The sequence below is a fragment of the Candidatus Mycobacterium methanotrophicum genome, from assembly GCF_023515995.1.
Classification (GTDB): Bacteria; Actinomycetota; Actinomycetes; order Mycobacteriales; family Mycobacteriaceae; genus Mycobacterium; species Mycobacterium methanotrophicum.
Genome location: NZ_CP097320.1, coordinates 142990 through 157309 on the forward strand (window position 1 = coordinate 142990; position 14320 = coordinate 157309).

18 protein-coding genes, 2 tRNA genes and 5 pseudogenes are annotated in these 14320 nt (G+C 66.1%); 11 read left to right on the plus strand and 14 right to left on the minus strand.

What is annotated here, in order from left to right; translation table 11 throughout:
- The first annotated feature begins 225 nt into the window (after positions 1-225).
- Positions 226-423 carry a hypothetical protein gene (locus tag M5I08_RS00650; RefSeq protein WP_219066515.1) on the plus strand — a complete coding sequence of 66 codons (198 nt, stop codon included), beginning with the start codon at positions 226-228 and terminating at the stop codon, positions 421-423.
- A 139-nt stretch (positions 424-562) separates the two neighbouring features.
- Here M5I08_RS00650 and M5I08_RS00655 read toward each other — a convergent pair whose 3' ends face one another.
- Together M5I08_RS00655 and M5I08_RS00660 are read right to left on the minus strand one after the other, a co-directional pair.
- Positions 563-859 (minus strand): putative quinol monooxygenase, encoded by a 297-nt coding sequence (locus tag M5I08_RS00655; RefSeq protein ID WP_219066514.1) that lies wholly within the window; start codon positions 857-859, stop codon positions 563-565.
- Positions 860-930: 71 nt separating this feature from the next.
- Positions 931-1095 (minus strand): hypothetical protein, encoded by a 165-nt coding sequence (locus tag M5I08_RS00660; protein WP_219066513.1) that lies wholly within the window; start codon positions 1093-1095, stop codon positions 931-933.
- Between the two features lie 371 nt (positions 1096-1466).
- On the opposite strand from M5I08_RS00660, the pseudogene M5I08_RS00670 reads away from it, so the two are divergent.
- Positions 1467-1577: pseudogene (locus M5I08_RS00670) on the plus strand (hypothetical protein); the annotation flags it as partial.
- A 10-nt stretch (positions 1578-1587) separates the two neighbouring features.
- Here M5I08_RS00670 and M5I08_RS00675 read toward each other — a convergent pair.
- Genes M5I08_RS00675 through M5I08_RS00685 form a run of 3 tightly spaced genes read right to left on the minus strand, consistent with a single transcriptional unit; the run spans position 1588 to position 3781 of the window.
- On the minus strand, positions 1588-2694 hold the full coding sequence (locus M5I08_RS00675) for an Rv2629 family ribosome hibernation factor (RefSeq protein ID WP_219066511.1): 1107 nt from the start codon (positions 2692-2694) through the stop codon (positions 1588-1590).
- Between the two features lie 37 nt (positions 2695-2731).
- On the minus strand, positions 2732-2920 hold the full coding sequence (locus tag M5I08_RS00680; RefSeq protein ID WP_219066510.1) for a hypothetical protein: 189 nt from the start codon (positions 2918-2920) through the stop codon (positions 2732-2734).
- Positions 2921-2956: 36 nt separating this feature from the next.
- Entirely contained in the window at positions 2957-3781 is an 825-nt protein-coding gene (locus M5I08_RS00685) for a crotonase/enoyl-CoA hydratase family protein (protein ID WP_219066509.1), read from the minus strand.
- A 23-nt stretch (positions 3782-3804) separates the two neighbouring features.
- Between M5I08_RS00685 and M5I08_RS00690 the strand changes: the two genes are divergently transcribed.
- A complete protein-coding gene (locus M5I08_RS00690) occupies positions 3805-3963 on the plus strand; it encodes a hypothetical protein (RefSeq protein WP_219066508.1) in 159 nt (52 codons plus the stop codon).
- 146 nt (positions 3964-4109) lie between these two features.
- Here M5I08_RS00690 and M5I08_RS00695 read toward each other — a convergent pair whose 3' ends face one another.
- The 3 genes and pseudogenes from M5I08_RS00695 to M5I08_RS00705 all read right to left on the minus strand — a co-directional run bounded on the left by M5I08_RS00695 (position 4110) and on the right by M5I08_RS00705 (position 6508).
- Positions 4110-4856, minus strand: coding sequence for a TrkA C-terminal domain-containing protein (locus M5I08_RS00695; RefSeq protein WP_219066507.1), 747 nt, complete (start codon positions 4854-4856; stop codon positions 4110-4112).
- A 266-nt stretch (positions 4857-5122) separates the two neighbouring features.
- Positions 5123-5433: pseudogene (locus M5I08_RS00700) on the minus strand (GXWXG domain-containing protein); the annotation flags it as partial.
- A gap of 10 nt (positions 5434-5443) precedes the next feature.
- On the minus strand, positions 5444-6508 hold the full coding sequence (locus M5I08_RS00705) for a pyridoxal phosphate-dependent aminotransferase (RefSeq protein ID WP_219066506.1): 1065 nt from the start codon (positions 6506-6508) through the stop codon (positions 5444-5446).
- Between the two features lie 104 nt (positions 6509-6612).
- Here M5I08_RS00705 and M5I08_RS00710 point away from each other — a divergent pair.
- Together M5I08_RS00710 and M5I08_RS00715 are read left to right on the plus strand one after the other, a co-directional pair.
- Positions 6613-6703 (plus strand) — tRNA-Ser (locus tag M5I08_RS00710).
- 72 nt (positions 6704-6775) lie between these two features.
- A tRNA-Arg gene (locus M5I08_RS00715) sits at positions 6776-6848 on the plus strand.
- Between the two features lie 244 nt (positions 6849-7092).
- On the opposite strand, the gene M5I08_RS00720 is transcribed toward M5I08_RS00715, so the two are convergent.
- Positions 7093-7341 (minus strand): hypothetical protein, encoded by a 249-nt coding sequence (locus M5I08_RS00720; protein WP_249763015.1) that lies wholly within the window; start codon positions 7339-7341, stop codon positions 7093-7095.
- On the minus strand, positions 7320-7586 hold the full coding sequence (locus M5I08_RS00725; RefSeq protein WP_249763016.1) for a hypothetical protein: 267 nt from the start codon (positions 7584-7586) through the stop codon (positions 7320-7322). Before M5I08_RS00725 ends, M5I08_RS00720 begins: the two co-directional genes overlap by 22 nt.
- A 32-nt stretch (positions 7587-7618) precedes the next feature.
- Here M5I08_RS00725 and M5I08_RS00730 point away from each other — a divergent pair, with 32 nt between their 5' ends.
- Positions 7619-7786 (plus strand): hypothetical protein, encoded by a 168-nt coding sequence (locus M5I08_RS00730; RefSeq protein WP_249763017.1) that lies wholly within the window; start codon positions 7619-7621, stop codon positions 7784-7786.
- Positions 7787-7827: 41 nt separating this feature from the next.
- Here M5I08_RS00730 and M5I08_RS26435 read toward each other — a convergent pair.
- The 3 genes and pseudogenes from M5I08_RS26435 to M5I08_RS00740 form a co-directional block, all read right to left on the minus strand.
- A pseudogene (locus tag M5I08_RS26435) lies at positions 7828-8259 on the minus strand (FAD-dependent oxidoreductase); the annotation flags it as partial.
- Positions 8195-8881, minus strand: coding sequence for a TetR/AcrR family transcriptional regulator (locus M5I08_RS00735; protein ID WP_219066504.1), 687 nt, complete (start codon positions 8879-8881; stop codon positions 8195-8197). The gene M5I08_RS00735 and the pseudogene M5I08_RS26435, both read right to left, overlap by 65 nt.
- Positions 8878-10005 carry an NAD(P)H-dependent flavin oxidoreductase gene (locus tag M5I08_RS00740; protein ID WP_219066503.1) on the minus strand — a complete coding sequence of 376 codons (1128 nt, stop codon included), beginning with the start codon at positions 10003-10005 and terminating at the stop codon, positions 8878-8880. Before M5I08_RS00740 ends, M5I08_RS00735 begins: the two co-directional genes overlap by 4 nt.
- 59 nt (positions 10006-10064) lie before the next feature.
- On the opposite strand from M5I08_RS00740, the gene M5I08_RS00745 reads away from it, so the two are divergent.
- The 3 genes and pseudogenes from M5I08_RS00745 (at position 10065) to M5I08_RS00755 (ending at position 11706) form a co-directional block, all read left to right on the plus strand.
- Complete coding sequence (locus M5I08_RS00745) at positions 10065-10322, plus strand: hotdog family protein (protein ID WP_219066502.1); 258 nt, start codon at positions 10065-10067, stop codon at positions 10320-10322.
- A 227-nt stretch (positions 10323-10549) separates the two neighbouring features.
- Positions 10550-10942: pseudogene (locus M5I08_RS00750) on the plus strand (nitroreductase family protein); the annotation flags it as partial.
- A gap of 5 nt (positions 10943-10947) precedes the next feature.
- Positions 10948-11706 carry a class I SAM-dependent methyltransferase gene (locus M5I08_RS00755; protein WP_219066501.1) on the plus strand — a complete coding sequence of 253 codons (759 nt, stop codon included), beginning with the start codon at positions 10948-10950 and terminating at the stop codon, positions 11704-11706.
- A gap of 21 nt (positions 11707-11727) precedes the next feature.
- Here M5I08_RS00755 and M5I08_RS00760 read toward each other — a convergent pair whose 3' ends face one another.
- Positions 11728-12078: a hemophore-related protein gene (locus M5I08_RS00760; protein WP_219066500.1), complete on the minus strand. Its 351-nt coding sequence runs from the start codon at positions 12076-12078 to the stop codon at positions 11728-11730.
- A 247-nt stretch (positions 12079-12325) separates the two neighbouring features.
- On the opposite strand from M5I08_RS00760, the pseudogene M5I08_RS00765 reads away from it, so the two are divergent.
- Together M5I08_RS00765 and M5I08_RS00770 are read left to right on the plus strand one after the other, a co-directional pair.
- Positions 12326-12703: pseudogene (locus M5I08_RS00765) on the plus strand (alpha/beta fold hydrolase); the annotation flags it as partial.
- A 155-nt stretch (positions 12704-12858) separates the two neighbouring features.
- Complete coding sequence (locus M5I08_RS00770; RefSeq protein ID WP_219066498.1) at positions 12859-14313, plus strand: glycoside hydrolase family 183 protein; 1455 nt, start codon at positions 12859-12861, stop codon at positions 14311-14313.
- Positions 14314-14320 lie beyond the last annotated feature (7 nt).

Sequence of the window (14320 nt, forward strand, 5' to 3'; positions counted from 1 at the left end):
CGTGCCGTTGCGATCAGCGAGTTGTCCACGGTTGTGGTTTTGTCCACAGATAGGTGACCGCGGGGCTGTGTTCGTCGTCTGTCGGCGATAGTGTTCGAACATGCATTCGGTGTGCGGTGAGGACTGTGCGGTGAGGACTGTGCGGTGAGGACTGTGCGGTGAGGACTGTGCGGTGAGGACTGTGCGGTGAGGACTGTGCGGTGAGGACTGTGCGGTGAGGACGTCGTGCCGCGCTATGACGCGCTGCACGATGCGGTCTCTGACGTGCTCGACGTGCCCGCCGACGTGCTGAGCACCCCGGAATGCCTGGGCTTGCTGGAGCGTCTGGAAACCGAGCTGCGCCGACTACCGGCCCGAGATCAACCCGACACGCCGACAAGAGCCACATCAGACCCATCAATCACATCAGCACCAGCTGAATAGCTACCGTGGGTAAGCGGCATCTTGTCGTACGACGATGGCACCTAACTATGGCACCCAATTATAAGATCCGTGCGTTATCAAACGCGGTCTGAATTACGAAGAGCCCTATTGCACAACGTGTGCCCGCACGGCCGGGCCGCTATTTGACCGCGACAATGTTAACTTGCCGGATATCAGGTTCTTTCGTCAGCACCACGTCAGCTATTTTACCGAGCTCTGCCGGAACTTTACCGTTCATGTACGCTTGCCGACCGTCCTCGGTGATGAATGTTCCGAAGATCCCATACGTGGTGTCGCTCAACTTAAATGCGTACCAGGATATCGTTTCCGCTTCGCCAGCCACGACTGCGTGGCAGGTCTTTAGAAATGCGTTGAGATCGTCGCCCTTACCGGGCTTGGCCTCTAACAGTGTGAGGATTCCATAAGTCTGGATCACGTCCGTTTTATCCTTTTCTCTCGTCGCTCGTCGACCAAATATACTCGACGCGCTCTTCCTGTGGGTACTATTCAGGTCGGATCGGGTTGTGGTGGCTGCCACGGATTTCCGTTGATCGCGTGGCGTAATGCGGTGAGGACGTCGTCACCGTGTTTTCGGGCGGTGGAGATGTATCCGCGGATGCGCAGCCACGCGGTGGCGCCGGTGGTGGCGCGGTGGCAGTCCGAGATCTTCAACTGGGTTTTTGACTGGCCGCAGGTCGCGTTCGCTGCCTGTTGTTGGTGAACGGCACCGCCAGATCGGTGGCAAAGCGCAGGATTTCAGGTTCGCGGTCGCGCAGGCGTTGCAGCAGGTTGCGGGCCTTGGATTGCTTGCGACCGGGCGCGCGCCGGTGCTCGGCCAGCCCGACGCGTACCGCGTCGCCCAACAGCTGCAACGGTTCGGCGGCCTGGCTGGGCGGAATCCGGCGAAGTCCGCGATCTTTGGCCTGCTGAGCGAGTGCGGCCAGGCGAGCCAGCGCGCTACGCGCTTGGACGGGCCGCAGTAACTTCGGATTGGAGGAAAGAACCGCTATAGATGGCAGATCGTTTGTCGGCGGTGGCGCGGCGAATGGATCCCGCCAGCACACCTCGACCACGGCCAACCTCGAACCAACACCTACCACCACCCCGAAAAACTCCTCCGCGACGACGAAAACAACGACGACGACGAACCGTAGCCCGGGCCGCTCAGTGCAGCGTCGGTGCGTATCGCAACACCGCGCCAACACCGTCGGCCGGGGCGATCCGCTCGTCGGTGCGGACCAGCGATGCGCCGACCGACACCGCGAACATCGGCAGCGCCTCGTCGGCTCGCAGCGTTCGAGCCGGTGCCGCGCCCTGCTCGGACAGCACGTCGGCGTTCGGCGCGACGGTCGTGAGCTCGTCGTCGGCGACCACCGTTTCCTCTCCGAGGTCGCCGATGATCAGCGTTTCCACCGCACCTTGGCGAAGACCCGAGCACACCGGCCCGAGCCCTTCGGCGGCCAAGCCGGATCGCCGGCCCACTTCGGCGGTAAACCGTTGTGCCGCACCGTCAATCATGGCCAGCCGGCGCTTTAGCAACTCCGCCTCGATGGCGTCTTGCACCTCGTCGAAGTCGTGGCCGCTGTGCCGGGCTCCGACCGGCAACTCCACGATCAGCGCCCGGACTTGATGCGGCACCGTGGCACGGAAGTCCGAGCGCGACCGCACCTCGCCGATCACGAATACCGCTTCGGCCCCGGCATCGCCGAGTAGCTGTGCAACACGATCTGCCACCGCACGCATGTTCTTGCGTGCCGCCTCCTCGGTGCGCAACTGCGGATCGCCGTAGCCGGCGGTCTCAGGGCCCGACGCCTTATGCACCGGATAGCCACTGCCGTCGACGGTCTCAGTGCGCAGCGTGCCGTCGACGTGGACGGTGATGTCGGCGCCGGTGTGGTCGACAGCGACCAGCAAGTAGTTGAGGTCGGTAAACCCATGCTCGACGATCGGCACGACGTAAGGCAGCTCGGAGACTCGCACGATCGGCGCGGCGGTGGGCCGCAGCAGGTGCTCGTTGAGCACGACGCCGTCCGCACCGGCCACCACCGCACGGCCACTGCGGCCGATCGGTGGCCGCAAGTCCATCACGGCACGTTCAATATCTGCCGTCACCGACTTGCTGGCACCCAGTTTTTCTAGCTGTTCGCGCAGGGCGCGCCATTTCAAATCGACCTGGGCGGCGGCGTCTTGCGTGTCATGCGAGTCCTCGAAGTAGATCGACGCGAACGGTCCGCGGGCGGTCAGTAGCGGGCGAAGGCGTTGGGAATCCATAACCGTTCGGGTTGCCCGCGGGCCCTAGAGGCAAACGTTAGGCTCGGTCGCCCTCGGTGTCGTCGAAGAATCGCCAGTCGCCGTCGACCTCGACTTCCATCCGCCAGCCGAGTTCAGAGTTGTCGGCCTTGGTGTCGACGAACCACGCGTGGGCGTCGTCGGCGCTTTCGATGTCCTTGGTGTCGACGATGTCACCGTGGGGGTTGAGTACTCGGTAGGTAGCCACACCCGAGAGTTACCCGCTGCGGCCATCCGCAATCTGCTATTCCCCGGTGAACTGCGGCGGGCGTTTGGCGAAGGTCGCTGAGATGCCTTCGGACAGATCCTTGGACGGCAGGAACGCGGCATTCCATGCGGCCACGTAGCGCAGACTCGCTGACACCGCCGAAATCCGTTGCTGGTCAAGGACATCCTTGATACCGCGGACAGTTAGCGGCGGGTTGGCGGCGATCTCGGCGGCGGTGGCGTGTGCGGCCTGCAGCGTGGCGTCGGCGTCGGCGAATACATCGTTGACCAAGCCGATCTTCTCGGCGCGGGCCGCGTCGATGTCCGTACCGGTCAGCGCCAATTCGCGCAGGTGGCCATCGGAAAGGATCAACGGCAGCCGCGCGAGGCTGCCGACGTCGGCGACGATCGCCAGCTTGACCTCGCGCACCGAAAACTTCGCGTCGGCGCTGGCGTAGCGGACGTCCACCGCGGAGATCAAGTCGACACCACCGCCGATGCACCAGCCGTGCACCGACGCGATGGTCGGCGTGCGGCAGTCGGCGACGGCGCTGATGGTGTTCTGCATCCGCAGCACCTCGGCGTGAAAATCGCTGCGGGGTCCCGCCAACGCGCCGTCAGCCAACACCGGGGCCAGCAACCCGCCCATCGCTGGCAGGTCAAGGCCATAGCTGAAGTTGCGCCCGGACCCGGTGATGACGATGGCCCGCACCTCGGGGTCGGCGTCCAACGCAGCGAACAGCTCCGGCAGCTCGGACCAAAACGCCGGCCCCATCGCGTTGCCCTTGCCCGGTCCGATCAACGTGACCTGCGCGACGCGCTCCTTGGTATCGACGGTCACGGATTCGTACGACTGGCCCATGCCGAGACCGTACCGTGGACGCCATGTCTTCTGACCTGGGCGGGCCCGATGCGCCACCGACCGACGAGTTGGCCAGCGCAGAAGCCACGCCGGGCGCCCTGCGGCGTGTGCTGCATCCGATCTCACGCGACGAGCTGTCCAAATCCACACCATGCGCGGAATACGACGTGACGGCGCGGTGACGGTTGGCAGCAACGAGCTGCCCGCCAGAGTCGTCGCCGCTGGACCGGCTGATCGCCTTCACTGGCCGCGACCCGCGCCGTTGACCGCCGACCGACATGTCACGGCTGGCCGGGGCGCTTTGAGCCAACTGCCCGTCCCGCCAGCATCATCTGGGACCGCCGCCACGGGCCGCATGTCGCTCAACCGCACGGGCGTGGGCGGCGTCGCCGTCGTCGCCGGCGGCGCGGCGGTCGAGGTCGGCGATCGCGTCGGTGTGGCCATAGAGCACCAGCACGTCGCCGCACGAAATCCGGCTGCCTGGATCCGGATACGCCATGTAGTCGCCGTGGTTCGGGTTGATCCCGAGCAGCAGCAAGCCCTCCTCCGCCAACCCGAGCTCCCCGATCGTTCGTCCGGTCACCCAGTCGTTCACGGCGATCGCCAAGTGGCTGACCACATAACCGTGCCCGAGCTCGGCCAGCGCCACGAAGTCGCGGCCTACCAAGTCGGTCCAGCGGTGCAGTGCCCGGGCGATCAGCGCGGTCAACCGGCGGTTCACCCACGGACTACGGGAAACAAACACGAACAAAATCAATCCTGTGGCAAGCACGACGGTCCGCATCCATGAGGGCCCCGCGGCGTTGTCTCTAAAGCCGATGATCAGCGTGCTCGCGGCCGCGACCAAGCCGACGTTGCCGACGAGCATCAGCAGCATCACCACTCGGCGGCGCAGCGGATGCGCCAGCACGGTCTCGGACTCGGTGGTGGTGAAGCCGGCACCGGTCAATGCCGACCGGGCTTGGAACCGCGCGGACTGCCTGGACATCCCCGTGGCGACCAGCACCGCGGTCGCGACTCTGGTGATCAGCAGCGAGACGGCCAGCACGCCGAGCAGTGAGGCGATGGCGTACATGCCCCCGAGCCTGCCATGTCTCAGCCCACACCGGTTTGACCAGCGAAGACGTCAACCAGGCTCGCGGCCGGACGGTCAATTGGGCAAACTTACCTTGCGCCCGCTTACCTTGCGCCCGGCTGGGCCGAGTCCCGGCGGGATTATTCAAGCCCTTGGCCAATCACTGTGAGCGTTAACCCACGTGCCTCACCCGGTTGGCGCCGTCCCAGCAGCGCCACCGATGGTTTCCGGACGGGTTCGGGTGCTCGAGCGCCTGCTGCCGGCCCCTCCAGCCACAGGCCGGCCACGCCGTTGCCCATCTCGACGTTGGAGAACCGGTTCCCGTCGTCGTCGAGACAGACGGGCGGCTGCACGTCAGTGGGCGAGTTGGAGGTCTTGGCCGAACCAGCGGGACTTCTCGAGTCGACCGTTCATGCGGTGGCCGGTGACGAACTCGCCGCCCTTCCACTCGCCGAGCATGCCGTCGATGGTGGCCGGCTGCAGACTGGCCCACTAGTCGTCGAGCTCGGCGTCGGTGAGTGTCGCCGCCGCGCTGCTTGAACTCGATGAACTTCTTGCGGGCCAGCTCCTCGTTCATCCCAGCCCCCTCATATCCAGCCCTGCGCGAAGTGCAGCAGGGCGTCGTTTTCCTCCGGGGCGCCGACGGTGACCCGAACACCGTCGTCGCCGTACCGGCGGACCACAATGCGCGCGTCGGCCGCCTGCTCGACGAAGTCCAATGTGCGCTGCGCCAATGGCAGCCAGATGAAATTCGCCTGCGACGCCGGCACGATGAACCCGGCGCCGCGCAGCGTTTCGCTGACCCGAGTGCGTTCTGCGACCACCGCGTCGGTGCGGGCGAGCAGCTCGTCGGCGGCCTCCAACGAGGCGATCGCGGCGGCCTGCGAAACGTTGGTGGTGGTGAACGGAACCGAGACCTTGTTCAACGCGGTGATCACCTGCGGGTCGCCGACCGCGTAGCCGACCCGCAGACCGGCGAGTCCATAGGCCTTCGAAAACGTCCGCAGCACGACGACATTGCTGCACGAGCGAACCACCCCGAGGCTGTCGGGCGCCATGCCGTCGCGAATGTATTCGACATAGGCCTCGTCGATCGCGATGAGGATATCCGAGGGCACCGCTTCGACGAACGAGAGCAGCGCCGCGGGGTCGACGACGGTGGACGTCGGGTTGTTCGGGTTGCACACGAAGATGAGACGGGTGCGGTCGGTGACCGCCGCGAGCATGGCGTCGAGGTCGAAGGTGTGGTCGCACAGCGGGACCTCGACCGGGACGGCGCCGGCGACCCGCACCTGCAACGGGTACATCTCAAAGCTGCGCCAGCCGTAGAGCACCTCGTCGCCCACTGAGGCGGTGGCCTGAATGAGGCGTTGGCACAGATTCACCGAGCCAGCGCCGACGGCGATGTGCTCGGCGGCGAAGCTCGCGCCGACGTCGGCGTTCAGGTGTCGCGCCAGCCGCGACTTCAACTCCGCGTTGTGGTTGTCCGGATAGCGGTTGATCGTGCCGATGGCGTCCTCGATCGCCGCCCGCACGCTGGGCAGCGGCCCGTCGAACGTCTCGTTGCTGGCCAGCTTGATTGATCCGGCAACCGTCTTGCCCTCGACGTAGGCTGGCAGCGCAGCCAATTGGGGTCGCAGGCGAACAGTCATTTCGACAGCATATGTCCGGCCTGTGTACGCTGTGCTCCGCGGCGGTTCCGGAAGACCGGTTGAGCTTGATGGCGGGTCAGCGTCCGGTACCCTCAAAAATCCAAGGAGGCGTGCCAGAGCGGCCGAATGGGACTCACTGCTAATGAGTTGTCCTCTTACCGGGGACCGGAGGTTCAAATCCTCTCGCCTCCGCCAGTGTGGCGATCGCGAGCGCGGCGTAAGCCGGGCGAAGCGGGTCGCCACCAGGTCTGAGATAACTGAACACATGCGCCCGTAGCTCAACGGATAGAGCATCTGACTACGGATCAGAAGGTTGGGGGTTCGAATCCCTTCGGGCGCGCCCATTGACTGGCATGGTTCGACGGTACGAATCCCCGCGCGTCTAGTGCCATGATCGGCTCACCCAACAACTTGACCGAATCGATCATCACCGTCCCGTCTGATGCGGCGCGATGAGCGGGTTCAGATCGTCCGGTACGCGTTCGGGTGTGACTCCGACAGCGAGGGCACAGCGTGATGCGGTTTGGCTCGCGGTCCCCACCGCGCCCGAGGTTTCCATCACATCGAAACGACGTGCGGCCCGTTTAGACGCGTTCGTAGTCGGTGAGGTCGGGCCGCTGCATGACTTCGCGGAACCGGCCGAAGCTCCATGGCCAGGCGGCGGGCACGCCCTGGTCGTCGAGATACCAGCCGTGGCAGCCGGTCACCCACACAGTCTTTCTGGCGGCAGCCACCCGCTCAGCCTCGAAGCGGGCCGTGGCCTGCCGGCTGGCGCTGATCCGGCGGGTCGCGCCGCCGCTCAGCAGCTCGATCAGCTGCGTCGCCGCGCCCACACGTCGTCGAGGCGCACGCCGCCGCGGCCGACCACCTCGCGCAGCAACGGGTCTTTCACGTTGTCCTCGAGGTCGGCGTCGCAGATCGCCTGCAGCATTTTCAGTTGCGGCGAGTCCGCGTCGACCACGGCGTCGGCGAAGTTCTGCACAAAGTTGGTGTTCAGCTCGTCCCGCAATGCGGTTAGCGCCGAGCGGTTTTGCCGGTAGCGGGCCCGGTCCTCTTCGGCGATGGGCGGGTTGTCCACCGGCAGGATCCACTGCGGGGTGCGCTGAACACGTGCATCTCGGCGACCGTGTCGGCGATGGCGCCGACGATCTGCACCGCCGACGATCCGGTGCCCACCACCCCGAGGCGGGCGCCCGCCAGCCGCACGTCGTGATCCCAACGGGAGTTGTGGGACACCCGGCCGGCGAACTCCTCGAGCCTATCGCGATGTCCGGGTAGCGGGGGTGGTGCAGCACGCCGGTGGCGGCGATGACGACGTCGGCTTCGTCGCTCTCGCCGGTCGACGTCTCGATGCGCCAACGATGTCGGTCGTATTGGAGGCGGCGCACCTCGGCGCCGTAACGGATCAGGGCGTCGGCGTCGCGGCCGCGCGCCACGTTCTCGAAGTAGGCGAGAATCTCAGCGCCCGGCGCAAACATGTGACTCCACTCCGGGTTGGGGGCGACCGTGTAGCTGTACAGGTGGGCCGGCACGTCGCACGCGATCCCGGGATAGGTGTTCTCCCGCCAGGTTCCGCCGAGCCGGTCGGCCTTCTCATACACCGTGACATCGCTGAACCCAGCCTCGCGCAGCTTGATGGCGGCCAGCACCCCGGCCATCCCGGCGCCGACGATGACGAATCGCACGTCAGCTCTGCCCGCCCGACGACGGTGCGGGCCGGGCAGCGGCCAGAAAAGGAGTCGGGCCGACATCTCGGGGTCGCAGCCCGTGAAGCACCAGCGAGACAACGAAATCGGCGACTTGTGATGCGGTGACGCCGTCGTCGGTGGACAGTCGCCGGTGCGCCAGCTGGCCGATCAGCGCCGCCAGCGTATAGGCGACCATCCGGGGCGGGCCGGCCACCACCTCGCCGCGCTCCTGGCCGATGACGATGAAGGTTTCGATGTCGTCGATGAACCGCTCGTAGATGCCGCCGAGGTGCCTTTCGAACCGGTCACCTAACGCATAGGCGTCGCGGAACAGCAGCTTGACGCATGCCTTGTCAGCTTCGAAAAACTCCAATGTCGCCTGTACGGCGGTGCGAAACGACGCCTCGCCGTCGCTTTGCGGGCCCGCCCCCACAGCGGCGGTGACGTGAGCGCGCAGGGCCTGCTCCTCGACGGCCATCAACGCGTGGAACAGCTCGTCCTTGGAATTGAAATACCAGTAGATAGACCCGTAGGCCAGCCCCGACTCTTTGGCGATATCGGCGATCTTGGTGGCGTGAAAACCCTTGTCGGCAAACACCTTTTTGGCGGCGGCCATGATCTCGTCGCGGCGGGCCGACTTGTCCTCGTCACTGACCGCACGCCGCCGCCGGGTCGTGGTGCTCATCGCTGCACCAACTCGTCAAGGCGCTGCACCGCGTCGATGAACTCGTCGACCATCTCGAGCACCACCGAGCGGGCCGGCCGCACCTTGTTCAGCGAGCCGACCACCTGCCCGACAAAGTAGGTCGCCAGCTCGCGGGCCCGCGAATCCGGATTGCCGGCTGCCTGGTGGATACGCAGCTGTGGGTCGCCGATCAGCGCGCTTTGCAACGGCATGCCCAACGGCTCCGGGGTATCGGACCGGTCCCACTCGTCGGTCCAGGCGGTGCGCAGCATCCGGGCCGGCTTGCCGGTCATCGACCGTGACCGCACCGTGTCTGAGGACGTGGCCGCCAAGAACTTGTCCTTGACCACCGGCGGCGTCTCGGCTTCCTCGGTGGTCAGCCACACCGACCCGCACCACACGCCCTCGGCGCCCAACGCCAACGCCGCGGCGACCTGCCGGCCGCGGGCGATGCCGCCCGCGGCCAAAACCGGCGTCGGCGACACGGCGTCCACCACCTCGGGGACCAGCACCATCGTCGCCACCTCCCCGGTGTGCCCACCGGCCTCGGTGCCCTGGGCGACGATCAGGTCGACGCCCGCGGCGGCGTGGCGCACCGCATGCTGCGTGGTGCCGGCCAGCGCCGCGACGACGACGTCGTTGGCGTGGGCGCGCGCGACCAGGTCGGCCGGCGGCGGCCCCAGTGCGCTGGCGATCAGCTTCATGTCGTGGCCGAAGGCCACATCAAGCAGCGGCTGGTAGCCCTTCGGCGACACGTTGAGCCCGGCGCCGACCGGCAGCCGGTGTTCGTCGTCCGGCGCCGGAATGCCATAGCGGGCCAGCAGGTCGTCGAGGAACGCACGATGCTGCTCGGGCAGCAGCTCTCGGATTTGTTCGGCGTCGATCCCGCCGTCTTCTGCGCCCACATACTTGGGCGGCAACAGCAGGTCCACCCCGTAGGGAAGACCGCCGGTCTGCTCGTCGATCCACGTCAGCTCCGCTTCCAGCCGGGCCGGGCTGTGCGCCACCGCGCCAAGGATCCCCAACCCGCCCGCTTTCGACACGGCCGCCACCACGTCGCGGCAGTGACTGAACGCGCAGATCGGGAACTCCACGCCGAGCATCTCGGCGACCCTGGTTCGCATTTCGGCGACGCTACGGATTATCGATTGACGTGTCAATCGAGTACGGTAGTGTGCCGGTCATGGCCGATCCGTTGACCGACGAACAGCAGCACATGCACCGCCAAGCGGTGCGAGAACTCATGCCGACCACCCCGTTTCTGGCCGGCCTCGGCATCGTCTTCGAACGCTACGAGCCCGACGCCGCCAAGCAGTCGGACCTGCTGTGCCACGGGCGCACCGTGCGGCGGCGCAAGGAACTGACCTTCACCGAGATCACCGCCACCGACATCGACGGCAACGTCGTCGCACACGCGGTGCAGACCTACCGCATCGTCTGATTCTTGACGAGCCGGCGGACCAGGAGTGCGATGACGAAAAAGGCGCGGATGACTGAGCGACAACCGGCCCAGGTCGACGACCTCGACACCCGGATCGAAGCATGCCACCGTCACCTTCGACGCGACGGCAGCGCGCCTGATCCGCACCGAGCGTGGCGCTGCGCAACTCCGCCGAGACATCGCGAATCTGGCGTGCATCGCCCTGGCCAACGAGAGCATAGGCGGGGCGCAGGCAGTGGGACTTCGTCGTCGTCACCGATAAGGCTCAGCTGCAGGAACTCTCAACGGTGTGGCAGGGCGCCGGCCATATCGCGGGGGCCGCGGCGGCGATCGCCTTGGTCCTGCCGGTGCCGCCCAGCGACCGCCGGAAGGTGACCGACCAATATGACGTCGGGCAGGCCACCATGGCGATGATGATCGCGGCCACCGACTTGGGCATCGGCACCGGCCATTCGTCGGTGGGCGATCAGGACAAGGCACGTGAGATCCTCGGTGTCCCCGACGGTTACGAGGTGGCTTATCTGCTCGGCGTCGGCTATCCCGCTGACCGCCCGCTCAAGCCCATCCGCCAACCGAACCGGCGACCCTTCGACGAAGTCGTCCATCACGGACACTGGTGAAGCGCATGACCGGCGATCACAATGGCGACTACGGAATCGACGGGTCGTTTCACACGGTGTCCGCGCGCGGCCAGGCGATCGGCGTCAGTGCGGCGTCGGCCGGCCTGGCGTTAACGGCCGGTATCAGCCTTGCGCGTGGCAGGGGTTTGACCGCTGCGCTGACCGGCGCCGCGTCCGTCGGCATCGCGGCAAGCGCCGCCCTCTACATCTATGCCACCAAAGCCGGCAAGTTCGAAGTCTGGAACCGCATCCTCGACGACCTGCAACTGCATGGTGACGAAACCCTGCTCGGCATGGGTTGCGGTCGAGGCGCGGTGTTGCTGGCGGCGGCCAAACGGCTGCCGCGTGGACACGCGATCGGCGTCGACCTCTGGCAGGCCGACCAGACCGACAACTCGCCCTCAGCCACCCTGACCAATGCGAAGCTGGAAAACGTCGCCGACCGCATCGAATTGCACACCGCCGACATGACCGCACTACCGTTCGAGGACAACAGCTTTGACGCTATCGTCAGTAGCCTTGCCATTCACAATATTCCGGGCCACGACGGACGGCGGCGGGCCCTGAACGAGGCGATGCGCGTCTTAAAGCCCAGCGGTCGCTTGGCTATCGCCGACCTGTGGGAAACCCGCCAACACGCCGAACATCTTCAAGAGCGCGGCTGGCAGCACGTGCAGCGGCGCAGCGTCGGATGGCGCATGTGGTACGGCGGGCCGTGGATGTCCACGCATCTGATCACCGCGGCGAAACCCGTGTCGACGTAGCCTTCGCCCCGCGCCAGCCGATCAGTAGTTGTTGCAGGTGTTGGCGACCTGGTCGACAAGTCCGGCGAACTGCTGAACGTACGGCTGCGATTGGGGCTTGCTTTCCAGCTCCTCGGCGATCTGTCGGCGCTGATCCGGCGACGAGTCGAGGAATCCGCGCAACGCGGCCTGCGCCGTCGGCGACCCGTTCAATTGTGCGCCCGCGGCCGGCGATTGAGCATTCAGCGCCGACACCACCTGGGCGTAACTGCACGTGGTGTTGATGGCCGGGCTCAGGTCGGGATCGGCGGACGCTATGCCGGTCTGAGCGGTCAAGCCGACTGCCAGCATGCCCGCCGCGGCGGACAATCGGCTCAACGACAGCGTGATCATGTGAAGAACCTCCCGATGCACCGCCCGACGGGCAACGGCGACCACAACAGCCTACCGACTTCGGCGGCAACCGCATCAGGTTCAATGCAGCATCCGGCAGCGGCGCGACGTCGTCGTTCCCGCATCGGTCCCTGGTCACCGCGACCAAGCCGAGCTGAACCACACGCAAACGCCGGGCCAACACCCGCAAAAGCTGCTGGTTGCCGCGGCGATGCGCGCAGCTTGCTCGCCTGCACTGTGGAATCCGATGAAACTCACCAACGCGCTGCGGCACCCCCCGCTGGTTCCGCGCGTCGAAAAGCCCCGCGCCGAAGGCCAATTCCACCTTGCCGGCGGGCGCCGACTCGGCTACGCGGAGTTCGGCGACCCCGCCGGCCCGGTGGTGCTGTGGTTCCACAGCACCCTGGGCGCGCGCCGCCAATTCCCGATGCTCGGCCGGCGGGCCACCGAGAAGCTCGGCCTGCGGGTCATCATCGTGGAGCGCCCGGGCACCGGGCTCTCCGATTCCCACCGCTACGCCGCGGTGACCGACTGGGGCGCCGACATGGCCCAGGTGACCGATGCGCTCGACGCCGAGCGGCTGGGCATCGTGGGGACTGGTTCCGGTGAACTCCAGGGCGCGTGTCTGCACGGCGCTTTGCGCGACATGGTCGGGTTGCGACACGGTAACGGATGCATACCTAATCGAGGCTCAGCAGACGCATCAACCACATTCGCCACTATCGTCACATAAGCCAACGGCGGGCGCCAGTGCGACGGCCCGCCCCTGGGAGGTGGGATATGTCGGCGATGCGGCGAATCGTTTCAATATCGGTGGCGTCGGCGGCTGCAGTCGGACTGGTCGTTCCGATCGGCGTCGCACCGCCCGCGTTCGCCACACCGTGCAGCGCCCCCGAAGCGAACGGCCCAGCCCCTGCCGCGCTTCCGGACATGCCCTCGCCGGCGCCGGTGGTCGCGCCGCCGACGGGACGTCGGCCCCGAGGTACCAATGACCATGCGCCGCTACCGAAATTGGGCCCGCTGATCCAGTCCTTCGGCTCCCTGCTGAAACCGCTTACTCAAAACCCTGCGCAGCTTCAGGCGGCGGTGACACCGGGGCCCACACCGCCGGGCGCGGCCATCCCACAATCCCCGGACGCTAACCAGGCCGTTCCGAACGCAGCGCCGATGCCGCCTCCAGCCGCCGCCGGCATCGCCGGGGCTCCGACTTCACTCGTCGACTTCGTGACCGGGCCGAACAGCCCGAACAAGACCCTCGACAGGTTCGGTATCTCGGGAACTGACCTCGGGATACCCTGGGACAACGGCGATCCCGGCACTCATCAGGTTTTGATGGCGTTCGGCGACACCTTCGGCTATTGCAGCGTGCACGGCCAGCAATGGCGGTACAACGTGCTGTTCCGCAGCCAGGATCACGATCTGAGCCAGGGTATCCACGTCGCGGACGGGGTGCCCCACAACCCGTACTCCGGTTCACCGGTCTGGGCGCCGGGCCTGTCGAAACAGGTCCTCAACAGCATCCATAAGGCGTCGCACGAGACGGGAATCATCCCGACCTCAGCCATCTCCCTGGGCAGAACGCAGTACATGAACTTCATGTCCATCAGGAACTGGGGCCGCGACGGCGAATGGTCGACGAACTATTCGGGAATCGCGAGATCCGTTGACAACGGCCAGACTTGGGGCGTCTTCCCCGGCACCATCCGGCTGGCCGCCGCGGACACTGTCCCGGGCGGCCGGTACTTCCCCGGCAATGAGAACTTCCAGATGGGGGCATTCATGAAGGGACAGGACGGTTATCTCTATTCGATCGGAACTCCGTCCGGTCGCAATGGTCCGGCGTTTCTGTCGCGGGTTCAGCCGAATTTTCTGCCCGACCTGACCAAGTACCAGTACTGGAACGGCGAAGGAAAGGGCTGGGTTGCGCGGGACCCGAGTGCGGCCACGCCGATTTTTCCGGGGCCGGTCGGTGAAATGTCAGCGCAGTACAACGACTATCTCAAGCAATACCTGGCGCTCTACACCAACGGCGGCAGCAATGATGTGGTGGCCCGGACGGCGCCGTCGCCGGAAGGACCCTGGAGTCCGGAGCAACCGCTGGTGTCGTCATTTTCGATGCCGGGCGGTATTTACGCGCCGATGATCCATCCCTGGTCGTCAGGACGAGACCTGTACTTCAACCTGTCGCTGTGGTCGGCATATGACGTGATGCTGATGCACACCGTGTTGCCGTAGGCGACGA

Excerpts from the sequence above, each read along its gene's own strand:
- M5I08_RS00760 (WP_219066500.1), bottom strand. The coding sequence starts at position 12,078 with ATGATCACGCTGTCGTTGAGCCGATTGTCCGCCGCGGCGGGCATGCTG.
- M5I08_RS00755 (WP_219066501.1), top strand. The coding sequence starts at position 10,948 with ATGACCGGCGATCACAATGGCGACTACGGAATCGACGGGTCGTTTCAC.
- M5I08_RS00685 (WP_219066509.1), bottom strand. The coding sequence starts at position 3,781 with ATGGGCCAGTCGTACGAATCCGTGACCGTCGATACCAAGGAGCGCGTC.
- M5I08_RS00690 (WP_219066508.1), top strand. The coding sequence starts at position 3,805 with ATGTCTTCTGACCTGGGCGGGCCCGATGCGCCACCGACCGACGAGTTG.
- M5I08_RS00735 (WP_219066504.1), bottom strand. The coding sequence starts at position 8,881 with ATGAGCACCACGACCCGGCGGCGGCGTGCGGTCAGTGACGAGGACAAG.
- M5I08_RS00695 (WP_219066507.1), bottom strand. The coding sequence starts at position 4,856 with ATGTACGCCATCGCCTCACTGCTCGGCGTGCTGGCCGTCTCGCTGCTG.
- M5I08_RS00675 (WP_219066511.1), bottom strand. The coding sequence starts at position 2,694 with ATGGATTCCCAACGCCTTCGCCCGCTACTGACCGCCCGCGGACCGTTC.
- M5I08_RS00770 (WP_219066498.1), top strand. The coding sequence starts at position 12,859 with ATGTCGGCGATGCGGCGAATCGTTTCAATATCGGTGGCGTCGGCGGCT.
- M5I08_RS00745 (WP_219066502.1), top strand. The coding sequence starts at position 10,065 with ATGGCCGATCCGTTGACCGACGAACAGCAGCACATGCACCGCCAAGCG.
- M5I08_RS00705 (WP_219066506.1), bottom strand. The coding sequence starts at position 6,508 with ATGACTGTTCGCCTGCGACCCCAATTGGCTGCGCTGCCAGCCTACGTC.
- M5I08_RS00740 (WP_219066503.1), bottom strand. The coding sequence starts at position 10,005 with ATGCGAACCAGGGTCGCCGAGATGCTCGGCGTGGAGTTCCCGATCTGC.